Annotated in this window: 11 protein-coding genes; 6 read left to right on the top strand and 5 right to left on the bottom strand. The window is 68.4% G+C overall.

The window, feature by feature from the left end; all coding sequences use genetic code 11:
- Window position 1: 1 nt before the first annotated feature.
- Complete coding sequence (gene thrS / locus H6844_09055; GenBank protein MCB9929548.1) at window positions 2-1,945, bottom strand: threonine--tRNA ligase; 1,944 nt, start codon at window positions 1,943-1,945, stop codon at window positions 2-4.
- 281 nt (window positions 1,946-2,226) lie between these two features.
- Here thrS and H6844_09050 point away from each other — a divergent pair, with 281 nt between their 5' ends.
- Window positions 2,227-2,892 (top strand): hypothetical protein, encoded by a 666-nt coding sequence (locus tag H6844_09050; GenBank protein ID MCB9929547.1) that lies wholly within the window; start codon window positions 2,227-2,229, stop codon window positions 2,890-2,892.
- Between the two features lie 54 nt (window positions 2,893-2,946).
- On the opposite strand, the gene H6844_09045 is transcribed toward H6844_09050, so the two are convergent.
- The gene (locus H6844_09045) at window positions 2,947-3,933 is read right to left on the bottom strand and encodes a glycosyltransferase family 9 protein (GenBank protein ID MCB9929546.1); all 987 of its coding nucleotides are present in this window, start codon (window positions 3,931-3,933) and stop codon (window positions 2,947-2,949) included.
- Window positions 3,934-3,961: 28 nt separating this feature from the next.
- Window positions 3,962-5,164, bottom strand: a complete 1,203-nt coding sequence (locus tag H6844_09040; GenBank protein ID MCB9929545.1) for a glycosyltransferase family 4 protein — start codon at window positions 5,162-5,164, stop codon at window positions 3,962-3,964.
- A 29-nt stretch (window positions 5,165-5,193) separates the two neighbouring features.
- Here H6844_09040 and H6844_09035 point away from each other — a divergent pair, with 29 nt between their 5' ends.
- The 3 genes from H6844_09035 (at window position 5,194) to H6844_09025 (ending at window position 9,255) form a co-directional block, all read left to right on the top strand.
- Window positions 5,194-5,994 carry an alpha/beta hydrolase gene (locus H6844_09035; GenBank protein MCB9929544.1) on the top strand — a complete coding sequence of 267 codons (801 nt, stop codon included), beginning with the start codon at window positions 5,194-5,196 and terminating at the stop codon, window positions 5,992-5,994.
- Between the two features lie 4 nt (window positions 5,995-5,998).
- Entirely contained in the window at window positions 5,999-7,372 is a 1,374-nt protein-coding gene (locus H6844_09030; protein MCB9929543.1) for a leucyl aminopeptidase family protein, read from the top strand.
- 302 nt (window positions 7,373-7,674) lie between these two features.
- Window positions 7,675-9,255, top strand: a complete 1,581-nt coding sequence (locus H6844_09025) for a hypothetical protein (GenBank protein MCB9929542.1) — start codon at window positions 7,675-7,677, stop codon at window positions 9,253-9,255.
- A 186-nt stretch (window positions 9,256-9,441) separates the two neighbouring features.
- Here the strand turns inward: H6844_09025 and H6844_09020 are convergent, their stop codons facing one another.
- Window positions 9,442-10,656 (bottom strand): MFS transporter, encoded by a 1,215-nt coding sequence (locus H6844_09020; protein MCB9929541.1) that lies wholly within the window; start codon window positions 10,654-10,656, stop codon window positions 9,442-9,444.
- 107 nt (window positions 10,657-10,763) lie between these two features.
- Here H6844_09020 and H6844_09015 point away from each other — a divergent pair, with 107 nt between their 5' ends.
- A complete protein-coding gene (locus tag H6844_09015; GenBank protein ID MCB9929540.1) occupies window positions 10,764-11,843 on the top strand; it encodes an LLM class flavin-dependent oxidoreductase in 1,080 nt (359 codons plus the stop codon).
- 92 nt (window positions 11,844-11,935) lie between these two features.
- Complete coding sequence (locus H6844_09010; protein MCB9929539.1) at window positions 11,936-13,069, top strand: CoA transferase; 1,134 nt, start codon at window positions 11,936-11,938, stop codon at window positions 13,067-13,069.
- 44 nt (window positions 13,070-13,113) lie between these two features.
- Here the strand turns inward: H6844_09010 and H6844_09005 are convergent, their stop codons facing one another.
- On the bottom strand, window positions 13,114-14,097 hold the full coding sequence (locus H6844_09005; protein ID MCB9929538.1) for a zinc-dependent alcohol dehydrogenase family protein: 984 nt from the start codon (window positions 14,095-14,097) through the stop codon (window positions 13,114-13,116).
- Window positions 14,098-14,104 lie beyond the last annotated feature (7 nt).

The raw sequence follows: 14,104 nt of genomic DNA, 5'->3' as shown, positions 1-14,104 counted from the left end.
CTCACCCTTCCCCGCCCGGCATGGTGCCTTCGGCCACCAGCGCGGCGATGGCGTCGGCGAGCGGCAGCACCTCCTGCGCCTTGCCGCCCAGGCGGCGGAGCGCGACGGTGCCCTCTTCCGCCTCGCGCTTGCCGACCACCAGCATGGCCGGGACCTTGGTCACCGAGTGCTCGCGCACCTTGTAGTTGATCTTCTCGTTGCGCAGATCGGTCTCGACGCGCAGCCCGGCCTTGTGGCAGGCGGCGGCGACCTCCGCCGCATAGGCGTCGGCATCGCTGGTGATGGTCGCCACCACCGCCTGCACCGGCGCCAGCCAGAGCGGGAAGCGGCCGGCATAGTTCTCGATCAGGATGCCGATAAACCGCTCGAACGAGCCCAGGATGGCGCGGTGCAGCATCACCGGCCGGTGCTTCTCGCCGTCCTCGCCGATATAGTTCGCATCGAGCCGTTCCGGCAGCACGAAATCGACCTGGAAGGTGCCGCACTGCCAGTCGCGGCCGATGGCGTCCTTCAGCACGAATTCCAGCTTCGGCCCATAGAAAGCGCCCTCGCCGGGATTCATGGTGTAGGGCAGGCCCACGGCCTCGATGGCCTCGCGCAGTGCGTTCTCGGCCTTGTCCCAGGTGGCGTCCGAGCCGGCGCGGATATCCGGCCGGTCCGAGAATTTCACCACCACGTCCTCGAAACCGAAATCCTTGTAGACCGACAGCAACAGCTCGCAGAAGGTGCGGGTCTCGTCGGTGATCTGGTCCTCGGTGGCGAAGATGTGGGCGTCGTCCTGGGTGAAGGCGCGCACGCGCATGATGCCGTGCATGGAGCCGGACGACTCGTTGCGGTGGCACGAGCCGAACTCAGCCATGCGCAGCGGCAGGTCGCGATAGCTTTTCAGGCCCTGGTTGAAGATCTGGACATGGCCCGGGCAGTTCATCGGCTTCACCGCCAGAATGCGCGACTCGTCCGCCTCGGCAATGAACATGTTCTCGCGGAACTTCTCCCAGTGGCCGGAGCGCTCCCACAGCACGCGGTCGATCAACTGGGGCGTTTTCACCTCGACATAGCCGCCGTCTTCCAGGCGTCCGCGCATATACTCCTCGCACAGGCGGTAGACGGTCCAGCCCTTCGGGTGCCAGAAGACGCTGCCGACGGCCTCCTCCTGCAAATGGAACAGGTCCATCTCGCGGCCGAGGCGGCGATGGTCGCGCTTGGCCGCCTCCTCCAGCATGGTCAGGTGGGCCTTCAACTCCTTCTCGTTCCGCCAGGCGGTGCCGTAAATGCGCTGCAACTGCTCGCGCTTGGCATCGCCGCGCCAGTAGGCACCGGCCAGGCGTTGCAGCTTGAAGGCGTTGCCGACATGGCCGGTGGATGGCAGGTGCGGGCCGCGGCAGAGATCGTGCCAGGCGCCCTGGCGATAGATCGAGATGGTCTCGCTTTCGGGCAGATCGCGGATCAGCTCGGCCTTGAAGGTCTCACCCATGGCCTCGAAATGCCGGATGGCCGCGTCGCGGTCCCATTCCTCGCGCACGAAGGGTTCGTCGCGGGCGATGATCTCGCGCATCTTCGCCTCGATGGCGTCGAGGTCTTCCGGCGTGAAATGCTCCTCGCGCGCGAAGTCGTAATAGAAGCCGTGCTCGATCGCCGGGCCGATGGTGACCTGGGTGCCGGGGAACAGGGCCTGCACCGCCTCCGCCATGACATGGGCGGCGTCGTGGCGGATCAGGTCCAGCGCCTCCGCGTCGTCGCGGGTCAGGATGGCGACGGCGGCATCGCGGTCCAGCGGCGTGGCGAGGTCGCGGACCTGGCCGTCGATCTTCGCGGCGATGGCCCGCTTGGCGAGCGACTTCGAAATGCTCTCGGCGACCTCTGCCACGGTAGTGCCGGTCGCATAGGTGCGCGTCGCGCCGTCGGGCAACGTGATGGTGACCTGTGCGAGTTGTGTATCCGGCATTTGGTTGACTCCAGTCGTACTTCTGCCGCGCGAACAGGGCGGCAGCGGGCCCTAACTTGCTGCCGGCCGACTAGCGGGGCAAGGGGGCCAGTTCGCGCAGGATGTCGCTAACGGCGGGCGGCGGGCTCGCCTCGGCCGAAATCCCGCACGTCAGAACGCAGGGACGCTGCACGTGCTCGGCCGGAGTTTTACGCTATTCGGCTGAATTTGGATGACTGACGTGGTATTATTTTACCGTTAACGTCGAAAAATTGGAGTTCAGAGACGAAAAGGAAAGCGATATGACTTCCCGATTGCCCAAGATCAGCCGCGGATTGGTACTGGCTTCGATTCTGGCCCTGCCACTGGCCGCCGGGGCGGTTCCGATGCCGGCCACCGTCGGGACGGGAGTCTATATCCCCCCGACAACGGACCAGGACACTCTGTTCCTCGCGACATACGAGTTAGCCCTCACCACCGCACGGCCGGTGACCGGTGCGGCAGGATCGTATCGGTACGAGACGAGCTGCGACTACGCGGGAACCCATTGGCGGATCGAGAATTGCGAGGTCGTCCTCAATGGCGCCCTGGGCGAGACCATGACGCTGAACGGAACCTTCGTTCACCAGACCGCACCGCACGGTGTCGAAATCCCCGGAAACTCGGTCAGCTTCGGCAATGTGTGGAACGCGGCCGATGTCGCTGCGTTATCCGGAAGGACCCAGTCGAACTTTCAACGTCAGGTCGTCCCGCACCGGGTGGGGCCGCACAGCGACCTATTCCTGACCCGATATACCGCCAAGGCCTACCCGGACCTGGGCGGTGCGCTGCCGGTTTACCGCTTCCAATCCCTAAAAATTGGCTTTCAGGGCAAGCACGCCGTTCCGGTTGCCGGCAGTCTTTATGGCATGGCGGGCGGAGTTGCGGTTCTTCTGATAGGTCAGCGCAGGCGGAAATACGCCGCCTGACGGCAACCGAAAGGATGGCAGAACCTCGCCGGACGGAGGGTACTGTGTCCGGGCTCAATCGGCCTGGCCGGCTTCGGGATTCGGCTGCTCATCACCTGGGCGAGGGATGGCAGACGCTGGCACCGCCCGCCAAACGGTGTCCACCGGCAGGTCGGCGAGGTTGGCCGCGTCCAGGATGACCGGTTCCGGGCCGCCCGGATGGGCGCGCGGGCGCGAGAGGACAGGGCGGGAATCCGGGCCGAACAGCACGACGCAGGGCGAGCCGCAGAGGCTCGCAATGTGCATCGGGCCGGTGTCGTTACCGACCACCAGCCGGGCGCCGCGCATCACCGTCGCAAGGTCGAGCAGGCTGGTCCGGCCGACAATATCCAGCGCCTGCGGGCAAACCGCGCTGATCGCGCGGGCGGCCTCGGTTTCCGGCGGGCCGCCGACGACGGCGGGGGTGAGGCCCGTTTCAGCCAATCGCACCGCGAGTTCCGCGAATCGCCCGGCGGGCCAGCGCTTTTCCGGCCGGTGCGGCGCGCCGCCGGGCAGCAACACGGCATAGTCCGCCGGCAGGTTCAGGCCGGAGATATCGCTCTGCCAGCAGGAGAGATCGGAAAGCGGCACATCGGCAATGCCGGCGGCGGCCAGTTGCCCGCGCTGGGTTTCCACCGGATGTTGCCGGCCGCGCTCGGGGTTGGTGTCCGGGTGCGAGCAGCCGGGCGCGGTGCCGGACCATTCCGGCCACGGCCCCGGCCAGAACAGCCGGTAATAGGAATCGGTGCGGCGGGAGGTTTGCAGGTCGTAGACCCGGTCGAAGCGGCCCGCGCGCAGACGGTGGCGCAGCGCCAGCACCCGGTCCGGCCGCCACAGCTTCGGCCGCTCGTCGAGCCAGATCGCCTCGAACAGGCCCGTCGCCTCGGCCAGGCCCGCCAGTCCCTTGGTGGTGAGCAGGGTCAGGGCGGCCTCGGGATGGGCGGCGCGGATCGCCTGCATCGGCCCGATGCTGAGCACGAAGTCGCCCAGCGCCGAAAGCTTGATGATCAATACCCGCTGCACCTGCCGCACCCGTCCGAACGAAACCGCACTAACTGCCCGTCTTGGACAGCAATTCGCGGTAAACCTCAAGCGTGCGCTCGCACATGACCTGTTTCGAGAACAGGGCGCGGGTGCGCTGCCTGGCGGCGGCGGCGAGACGCTCGCGTTCGTGCGCCGACAGGCCGAACGCGGCGGCCAGGGCGGTGGCCATCGGGCCGGATTGGCCCGGCGGCACCAACCAGCCGGTCTCGCCCTCGACCAGAACCTCCGGCGCGGCGCCGTGCGCCGTGGCGATCACCGGCCTGCCCATGGCCGCGGCCTCCGCCAGCGTGCGGCCGAAGCCTTCCGGCTCGGTCGAGGCGGAGACCACCACCGCGGCGAGCGCCATGGCGGCGGCGATGTCGTCGCAATGGGACGCGAACACCACCCGCTGCGGCTCCAGCCCGACGGCGCGGACGTGGCGCTGCAACTCGTCGCGATAGGCGTCCCGCCCCTCATCGGCCCCGACCAGCACGCACACCAACTCGGGCAGCGGCGTCTGGCGCAGCAGTTCGGCGATGGCGGAGATCAGCACCGCATGGCCTTTCAGCCGCGTCAGCCGTGCCGGCATCAGCACGACGCGGGCGGTCGGGGAGAGGTTCCAGGTCGTGCGCAGCGCCGCCAGCCGGCCGGCCTCGACCGCGTCCGGATCGAACACGGCTAGGTCGACGCCGCGATGGATCACCCGCAATCGCTCGTCGGGCGTGGCGTAGCGCCGGCGGACCAGGTCGGCGATGAAGTGCGAAATGGCGATCACCCGGTCGCCGCTCGCCATGACGCGGTTGTAGCGCCGTTTCAGCCGCCCCTTCTCGGTATAGGCCGCGTGCACCGTGGTGACGAAAGGCGTTCCGGTCCGTGCCGTTGCCCATTTCGCCGACCAGGCCGGCGCCCGGCTGCGGGCGTGGACCAGCGAGACCCGCTCGCGCCGGATCAGTTCGGCCAGCCGCCCCGCATTGGCCCGCATGACCAGCGGGTTCTTGCTGGCGAGGTTCAGGGCAATGTGTTCGCCGCCAAGGCGTTGCAGCCGCTCGACATTGGCACCGGTGTCGCTCGCGACCAAGGCGCGGCCGCCGGCGGCGACGATGGCCGCGGCGACCTCCAGCGTGCCGCGCTCGACGCCGCCATGGCCCAGCGCCGGCAGCACCTGCAAAATCGTCGTGCCGGGCGGCAGGGCTTGCGCCGTCGCCGTGGCCGGGGCAATGCTATCGGCCATCCGCACCCCTCCCGCATCCGGAGACCGGCATGGCAGGCGCGCCCGCACTTCTCGACCGCGACGGCATTCCCATCGCATACCACCACCGGCCCGCACAGGGCGCCGGCGCCCGCCTGCCGGGTGTGGTGTTTCTGGGGGGCTTCATGTCGGACATGGAGGGCGGCAAGGCGCTGCACCTGGAGGCAATGTGTCGGGAACGGGGCCAGCAATACACCAGACTGGACTATCGCGGCCATGGCCAATCGGGCGGCGTCTTTGCCGAGGCCGGCATCTCCGACTGGGCCGGCGATGCGGCGGCGGTGATCGAGGCTGCGTGCGGCGGGCCGCAAGTGCTGGTGGGCTCGTCCATGGGCGGCTGGATCATGCTGTTGCTGGCCAACCGGCTGGGCGCGCGGGTGCAAGGGCTGGTCGGCATCGCGCCGGCGCCGGACTTCGTGCTGCGCATGGAGGCCGATCTTTCGCCGGAGCAGAAAGCGGAACTGGCCTCCCAGGGCTATACCACCCGCCCGACCGAGTATTCCGACGAGCCCTACACCATCTCCCGGCGGTTGATCGAGGACGGGAAGCGGAATCTGGTGCTGACCCATGGCCACGGTTTCGCGGGGCCGGTGCGCATCCTGCACGGCATGGAGGACGACGCCGTGCCCTGGCAGGAATCGCTGGGGCTGATGGCGCGGCTGGCGAGCGACGATGTGCGCATTACCTATGTCAAGGGCGGCGACCATCGCCTGTCCGAGCCGGACCAGCTGGCCCTGCTGGACGCGGCGGTCTGCGAAGTTTCAACCCTGGTGAGCGAGCGGATGGCGGAACGGCCCGCCGAGGAAGGATAAGGCCATGGACAGCCTGTTGGTGGACAGCGCAGCCGGAGCGATCCCGCTGCATCTCTTGAAAAGCGCCGAGTGGGCGGAATGGATCGCCAACCGCCCGCGCGAGGAACAGCAATGGGCCGCCGCCACCGGCTTCCTGGCCAAGGCCGGCAGCCTCTGCCTGATCCCCGGCGACGACGGCAAGCTGGCGGCGGTGCTGGCCGGCATGGGCGACGAGCGCCCGCTATGGGCCGCCGGCGGCCTCGCGGCCAGGCTGCCGGAGGGCCTCTATCGCCTCGCCGACCTGTGGGACGAGGCCGACGCCACCGACATCGCCGCCGGCTTCGCGCTCGGCGGCTACACGTTCGGGCGCTACAAGACGGTGGAGACGCCGAAGGCGCGCCTGTCCTGGCCGCTGGCGGCCGACCGCACCGTGGCGGAGGCGATCGCCACCGGCATCTGCCTGGCCCGCGACCTGATCAACACGCCGGCCAACGACCTGGGGCCGCAGGAACTCTGCGCCGCCGCCCGCACCATGGCCGAACCCTTCGGCGCCGAGGTGAGCGAACTGGTGGGCGACGACCTGCTGGGCCATCGCTATCCGACCGTGCACATGGTCGGTCGTGCCGGCGACCGGCCGCCGCGCCTGGTCGACATCCGCTGGGGCGATCCGGTCGCGCCGAAGGTGACGCTGGTCGGCAAGGGCGTCTGCTTCGATTCCGGCGGGCTCGACCTGAAACCCGCCGCCGGCATGCTGCGGATGAAAAAGGATATGGGCGGGGCCGCCTGCGTTCTGGGGCTCGCGCACATGATCATGGCGACCGGGCTGAAAGTTCGCCTGCGTGTGCTGATCCCGGCGGTGGAGAACCTGGTCTCCGGCAACGCCATGCGGCCGCTGGACGTGGTCAAGACCCGCAAGGGCCTGACCGTCGAGATCGGCAACACCGACGCGGAAGGCCGGCTGGTCCTCTGCGATGCCCTGGCCGAGGCGGATACGGAGAGCCCCGACATGCTGCTGGACTGCGCCACGCTCACGGGCGCGGCCCGGGTGGCGCTGGGGACGGACCTGCCGGCGCTGTTCTGCAACGACGACGCCCTCGCCGCCGACCTGCTGGCCATGGGCGAGAGCGCCGGCGACCCGCTGTGGCGGCTGCCGTTGCACAAGCCCTACAAGGAGTTGCTGAAGAGCGACGTCGCCGACCTGAACAACGTCTCCGAAGGCGGGTTCGGCGGTGCGATCACGGCGGCGCTCTATCTGGAGCACTTCGTCAGCCCGACCACGTCCTGGGCGCATATCGACATGATGGCCTGGAACAACAGCGCCAAGCCCGGCCGTCCCAAGGGCGGCGAGGCCCAGGCCGTGCGCGGCGTGTTCCAGATGCTGCGCAAGCGCTATGGCTAGGGCTTGCGGTCCTGGTTGCCCCCTCTCCTGCCCCATCTCCCGCGCAAGCGGGAGCCCATGCCTGAGCGCTTCTCACAGGACACGGGACTCGGTCTTTGTCTCTCGGGCATGGGTCCCCGCTTCCGCGGGGACAGGGAAAATGGGGCGGTGAGCCAGCGGGAACAGAATCCACCCTAGCCCCCGGCGCGGCCACCGCACCGCCTGCGCGCCGACCGGATTGACCTAGATCAATGCCGCACCTCCCGGACCGGCAACAGCATCCGACCAAAGACGCATGCGCGCAAACCCGGGAGTAACGCTCGATGGCCACCGCAACGCTCGCAGAGATGGATCGGCTGATCCTGGACGGCAAGTTTCACGAGGCAACCGACGCTTTTTGCCGTCTCGCCACCAATGGGCACACAGTCCAGGACCTGGCCTTGCACGCCATGACCACGGCCGCCCCCTATTTGCATGTCCCGGCGCATGAAAAACTGCTGCCGAATGGCGAGTTTCGCAACGTGAACTACGATCATACCATGCTGGGTATTCGCGCCGGCATGCGATTGTCGCCTTGGCTATCGGACGTAGAAAAGAATCTGGGTATCGTCCAGGGAATGTACTACATCCCACAGGGTCTCGACGTATGGTCCCAATTGGAATGCGGTTTTCCCGGCCACTATGCGCGCGAACAGGAACGCTGCGCCGAAGACGAGCTGGGCCACACGCTCAACTGCCATTTTCCGGACGGGGAACCGCTGGCCGAGGGCACGGTGGACGAGCGGTTCGACGCCATGTTCCTGGCGCTGACCCAGGGCAACAAGGACCGGAGCTACCGCATTTTCCTGGGCCTCGCCGCCCAGCCGGAACTGCGCGCGCGCCTGCGCGACACGCTGCTGTTCGCCTCGATCATAGACCAGCAGGAATACAACTCCTTCCGGCGGGTGCGCCATATCGGTCACAAGGCCATCCGCACGCGCGCCATGTTCGATCTGGCCGACTGGGTCGGTTGGGAGCGGGCCAAGCCCTTCTTCTATCTGGGTGTACCTGACGTGTGCAATGCGCCGATCTTCCATTCGCTCTATGACCACGCGTCGTTCCTGCTCAACCTGGCCTTCAAGGGCGAACAGTTCCGGATCATGGAGCGGAACACCGCCCCGTTGCCCGAGGCCGACCAGGACCGCCTGCGCGACCTGATCCTGGCCGGCGATCCGACGGCGGTGGCCGATGCCATCACCGGCTATCTGAAACAGGGGGTGGCGCCGCTCAACATCTCCGATGTCGTCAATATCGCGCACGCCACCCATTCGGTGCAGCGTCTGCGCTCGCCCATCGCCTACACCGTGCCGATGCACAGCTTCGACTATGCGAACGTGGTGAATTTCTGGCTGCGCAATTCCCGGAACCCGCACCAGGCGAAGGCGATCTATCTCTCGGCCTGGTTCGTGACCGACACCATTCGCGAGATCGACGCCTATCCGGACCTGCCGGGGACCGCCAAGCCCGACCCGGACGGCCAGCGCGGCTGGGCCGAAGGCATCGCCACGGACCGGCTGCTGGCGGAGTTGGAGGATGCCGTGTTCGCGCAGGACCCGTCCCGCTCGGTGGCGCTGGTGCGGGAATGGAACCGGCGCCATCCGCCGGAAGAGGACGGCTCGCGCGTGCCGCTGATCCGCATGCTGGCCCATTGCGCCGGCAAGTATCAGGGCGACGCCCACATTTTCCGCAACGCGACATCGGTGATCGAGGAATACCAGCTCAACACCGCCAGCCCGGCGCGCAAGGACATCCTGTTCGAGTTCTGGGCGCACTTCCTGTCGTTCTACATGAAACGCACGCTCGCGACCGACTGTTTCGACATGTACCATCGCTATTTCGGCAACGGCACGATGGGAACGGCCTGAAGCCCAGGGTTGCCGCCGCCCGCCCCTCGATACGGCGCAACGCGCCTACTCGGGGTGAAGCAGGGAGTGTGAGAGCGGCAGCCTCATGCAGGCGAAAGGGTCATCCAGGCCACTCCCTCCCGCTTCATGCCGAGTAGCCGGCAACGCCGGCGTATCGAGGCACGCCGCCGCCGCGCGCCTCGTGTTTCAGCCACGGGCGCGGTCGCCGGACAGGTCGCGGGGGCGGAGCAGGGTGAAGGCGATACGGCCGGCCAGCATGGCGACCGCCAGGCTGCCGAACGCCAGGCTCCAGCCCCACTGGCTCATGCCGCCGGCGGCGTCCAGCACGATGCCGATGGTGATCGGGCCGACAAAGCCGCCGGCATAGCCCAGCATGGAATGCACCGCGAGCGTCGCGCCGCGGCGGGCCGGGTCGGCGGCACCGGCCGCCCCCGCGGTCAGCGAGGACGAATCCAGCCAGATCACCGCGCCATAGCCCAGCACGAACGTCACCGCCAGGCCGTAGGAATACGAGCCGAACCAGCCAATGGTCAGGCCGCAGACAATGCTGAGCCCCATGGCCAGCGCCACCAGCCGCTGCCGTCCCAGCCGGATCGAGACCTCATTGCCGAAAACGCTGACGCCCGTGCCCACCAGCCCCATCACCATCGCCGCGGCGGTGGGCGGAAACCAGCCGGCCTCGGCCTCGGTCGAGAGCGCGACCCAGGCGAGGAAGGCGACGCACCAGCCGCGCAGGGCGTTCATCTCCCAGGTGTGGACGCAATAGGCGAGGCTGTAGGCCAGCGCCGAGGTGTTGCGGAACACCGGGCCGAAATCGAACAGCCGGGCGCCGGTCTTCGGCTTCGGCTCCTGCCAGGGCGCGGCGAACAGCACGATCAGCCAGGCCGCCAGCGCGCAGGCGGCGCTGAGGCCGAAGGCGGTTGGCCAGTCCCAGATGGCCGCCACCTGCCCCGCCACCAGAAACGAGACCGACCCGGAAACGCCGATACTGGCGGCATGGCCGGCGGTGGCGCGGCTCAGCAGGCGGGCGTCGACCCGGTCGGCCAGCAGTTTCAGGCCCGTCATATAGGTGCCGGCCCAGCCGATACCGGCGAGCGCCCGGCAGACCATGGCGCTCCAGAAGCCGTCGGCGAACAGGGCAAAGCCCAGATGCCCCAGCACGGTGAAGCCCACCCCCAGCAGGTAGATGCGCTTCGGGTCGACCCGGTCGGTCGCCGTCACCAGGACCGGCACGGACACCGTGTAGGCGGCATAGAGCATGCTGGTGATCCAGCCGGCCTCGCTGTTGGACAGGCCCCAGCGCTCGACAAAGCCGGGCAGCAGGGCGGGCCAAGTATAGGCACCGATCTGGGCGAGCACCTGGGCGGTGCAGACGAGAATGACGAGACGGGCGGGAGACATGACCGGAGACCAGGATAAGGGACGCGCCCGCATCCCGATTGTGACGGCCGGGCGCATGGGCGTAAGCTGATTATGATCCGATGTTTATGCTGAGAGGAACCCTTCGCATGCGACCGCTCGAATTCGGTTGGTATCTGCCCACCAACGGCGATACCACGGCCATCGGCAACCCGGATGCCGCCGTCGCGCCGAACAGCGAGCTGTTCCTGAAGATCATCCGCGCCGCCGAGGAGTCCGGCTTCTCCTACATCCTGATTCCGGTCACGCCGATCTGCTGGGAGGCCTATGTGACCGGCGCCTATCTCGCGGGCCAGACCCGGACGATCAAGCCGCTGATCGCCGCCCGTCCCGGCTATATCAATCCGGTGTTGCTGGCCAAGATGATCGCCACCTTCGACCAACTGACCCAGGGCCGTATCGCCGTCAACCTGATCGCCGGCCAGAACGAGGGCGAGATCCGGCGCGAGGGCATCCGCTATGCCAAGGAGGAGCGCTATGCGCTGATGATGGAGGAGGTCGATATCCTGAAGGCGATCTGGACCGCGGACGGCCCGATCGACTTCAACGGCCGGTTCCACACCTTGCAGGGCACGGAAATCGTGCCGCCGATCTTCCAGAAACCCTATCCCGACTTCTATCTGGGCGGCGGCTCTGCGGATGCGTGGGCGGTCTCGGCCAAGCATTCGGACGTGCACCTGTTCTGGGGCGACACGCCGGAGCGGATCGCCGAGAATATCGCCGCCATCCGCGAACTGGCAGCGACCCATGGTCGGGCGGACCGGATCGGCTTCGGCATGCGCCTGCAAATCTGCTGCCGCGAGACGGAGGCGGAGGCCTGGGCGGCGGCGCGGGAACTGGTCTCCGCCGGCAGCGACGCCACCCGCGCCCGCATCCGCGATATCACCTCCAACTCCGCCGCCAACCGGCGCATCCAGGAACTGGCAGAGAGCCGGGGCGAGATGATCGGCCCGGCGCTCTGGACCGGCATTTCGCGGGTGCGCTCCGGCGCCGGCATCGCCGTCGTCGGCAATCCGGAGCAGTGCGCCGCACAGTTGCAGGAATTCATCGACGCCGGCTGCCACTCCTTCTGCCTCTCCGGCTACCTGCACGACCAGGAGGCGATGCGGTTTGCCCGGCTGGTGCGCCCGCTGCTGGCCGCGCGCAATCCCGGCCGCATGGCGGCGTGATCCGGACCGGCCGGCCACTGCCGCGCATTGCCCGCCGCGGCGGCCGCGCCTAAGCTTTGGCGAACCAAACCGCTGTCAGCCCAAGAGCGTCCATGTCCAAACCTCTCTCCGACCTCCTCGTCCTCAGCCTGGAGCAGGCCGTCGCCGCGCCCCACCTCACCTGCCGCATGGCCGATGCCGGCGCGCGCGTGATCAAGCTGGAACGCGCCGACGGTGCCGGCGACTTCGCCCGCGGCTATGACCAGCACGCCCATGGCATGTCCAGCTATTTCGTCTGGCTGAACCGGGGCAAGGAATCGCTGGCCATCGACATCAAGCAGCCGGACGACCTGGCGCTGCTGCACCGCATGCTGGCCCAGGCCGATGTCTGGGTGCAGAACCTCGCCCCCGGCGCGATGGAGCGGGCGGGCCTGGGCTCGGAGGCGTTGCGTGCGCAGTATCCGCGCCTGATCACGGTGGATATTTCCGGCTATGGCGATGCCGGCGCGCCCTATAACGAGATGAAGGCCTATGACCTGCTGGTGCAGGCGGAAAGCGGCATCACCGCCATCACCGGTTCGCCGGAGGAGCCGGGCCGGGTCGGCGTCTCGATTTGCGACCTGACCACCGGCCTGAACGCCTACACCGCCGTGCTGGAAGCGGTGATCGACCGGGCCAAGACCGGCAAGGGCTCGGGCGTGAAGGCCTCGCTGTTCGGCTCCATGGCCGACTGGATGGCCGCGCCGTTGATGGCCTATGAGCAATCCGACACGATCTGGCCGCGCAACGCGCTGCGTCATCCGCTGATGTGCCCCTATGGTGCCTTCCCCACCAGCGACGGCTCGCGCACCCTGGTCGCCTGCCAGAACGAGCGGGAATGGCAGCGCTTCTGCGAGCACGTGCTGCAGGACAAGGCCTTCGCCAAACACCCCCAGGCCGAAACCAACGTGGTCCGCGTCGCCAACCGCCCGTTCGTCGAGGGCCGGATCGAGGAAACGACGCGCCAGATCACGCGCGAAGAGTTTCATGCCCGCCTGCGCCAGGGCGACATTGCCTATGGCGCGGTGAACGAAATCCCGGACGTCTCGCGCCATGGGGCGCTGCGCCGGATCACGGTCGGCACGCCGAACGGCGACATTTCCTACCCCGCGCCGCCGACCATCCGCGGCGAGGCCCGCGACGACTACGGCCCGGCGCCGGGCTATGACGAACACGGGGCCAGGCTGCGGTCCGAATTCGCGGGCTGACGCGCTCCGTAGAACGCCGGCGTGCTCCGACGACCGCCGGCGTTCTACGGCACCAGCACCGCCGCGCCGGTCAGGCGGCCGGCCCGCAAATCGTCGAGGGCCGCATTCGCCTGGTCCAACGGATACGCCGTCACTTCCGTGCGCACGCCGGCTCTCGCCGCGATGTCGAGGAATTCCAGCCCGTCCTGCCGGGTCAGGTTGGCGACGGAGACCACCTGCCGCTCGCCCCAGAGAATGCCGTAGGGGAAGGACGGGATATCGCTCATGTGGATGCCGCCGCAGACGACCGTGCCGCCCTTGCGCACGGCCCTGAGCGCCGCCGGCACCAGCGCCCCCACCGGCGCGAAGATGATGGCGGCGTCCAGTTCCTCCGGCGCCGTCTCGTCCGAGCCGCCGGCCCACTCCGCCCCCAGGCTGCGCGCGAACGCCTGCGCCGCGGTATCGCCCGGCCGGGTGAAGGCGAACAGGCGGCGGCCCTGCCATCGCGCGACCTGCGCCAGGATGTGCGCCGCCGCCCCGAACCCGTACAGGCCGAGCCGGTCGGCGTCCCGGGCCATGCGCAGCGAGCGGTAGCCGATCAGCCCGGCACAGAGCAGCGGCGCCAGCTCCGCATCCGACGGGCCTTCCGGCAGCGGCAGCACATAGTGGGCGTCGGCGACGCAGGCCTCCGCATAGCCGCCGTCGATGGTGTAGCCGGTAAACCCCGGCTCATCGCACAGGTTTTCCGCCTGCATCCGGCAATAGGGGCAATGCCCACAGGTGTGGCCCAGCCACGGCACGCCGACGCGCTGGCCCACCGCCAGCCCTTCGACACCGCTTCCCAGCGCCGCGACCCGGCCGACGATCTCGTGGCCCGGCACCAGCGGCAGTTTCGGCTCGGTCAGGTCGCCGTCGACCACGTGCAGGTCGGTGCGGCAGACGCCGCAGGCCGCCACCCGGATCCGCACCTGGCCGGCGCCCGGCTCCCGCAAGGGCAGGTCGCGCAGCACCAGCGGCGCCCCGGCCTTGTCCAACACCATTGCCCGCATCGGAGGG

This window comes from Alphaproteobacteria bacterium (genome assembly GCA_020638555.1).
Taxonomy (GTDB): domain Bacteria; phylum Pseudomonadota; class Alphaproteobacteria; order Bin95; family Bin95; genus JACKII01.
Note: the sequence above shows the minus strand (reverse complement) of the source record. Positions and strands in the feature narration are given on the sequence as shown.

What these genes read in the sequence shown, in the direction of transcription:
- H6844_09025 (MCB9929542.1), top strand. Translation starts at nt 7,675, where the DNA reads ATGGCCACCGCAACGCTCGCAGAGATGGATCGGCTGATCCTGGACGGC.
- H6844_09005 (MCB9929538.1), bottom strand. Translation starts at nt 14,097, where the DNA reads ATGCGGGCAATGGTGTTGGACAAGGCCGGGGCGCCGCTGGTGCTGCGC.
- thrS (MCB9929548.1), bottom strand. Translation starts at nt 1,945, where the DNA reads ATGCCGGATACACAACTCGCACAGGTCACCATCACGTTGCCCGACGGC.
- H6844_09040 (MCB9929545.1), bottom strand. Translation starts at nt 5,164, where the DNA reads ATGGCCGATAGCATTGCCCCGGCCACGGCGACGGCGCAAGCCCTGCCG.
- H6844_09010 (MCB9929539.1), top strand. Translation starts at nt 11,936, where the DNA reads ATGTCCAAACCTCTCTCCGACCTCCTCGTCCTCAGCCTGGAGCAGGCC.
- H6844_09015 (MCB9929540.1), top strand. Translation starts at nt 10,764, where the DNA reads ATGCGACCGCTCGAATTCGGTTGGTATCTGCCCACCAACGGCGATACC.
- H6844_09020 (MCB9929541.1), bottom strand. Translation starts at nt 10,656, where the DNA reads ATGTCTCCCGCCCGTCTCGTCATTCTCGTCTGCACCGCCCAGGTGCTC.
- H6844_09050 (MCB9929547.1), top strand. Translation starts at nt 2,227, where the DNA reads ATGACTTCCCGATTGCCCAAGATCAGCCGCGGATTGGTACTGGCTTCG.
- H6844_09030 (MCB9929543.1), top strand. Translation starts at nt 5,999, where the DNA reads ATGGACAGCCTGTTGGTGGACAGCGCAGCCGGAGCGATCCCGCTGCAT.
- H6844_09035 (MCB9929544.1), top strand. Translation starts at nt 5,194, where the DNA reads ATGGCAGGCGCGCCCGCACTTCTCGACCGCGACGGCATTCCCATCGCA.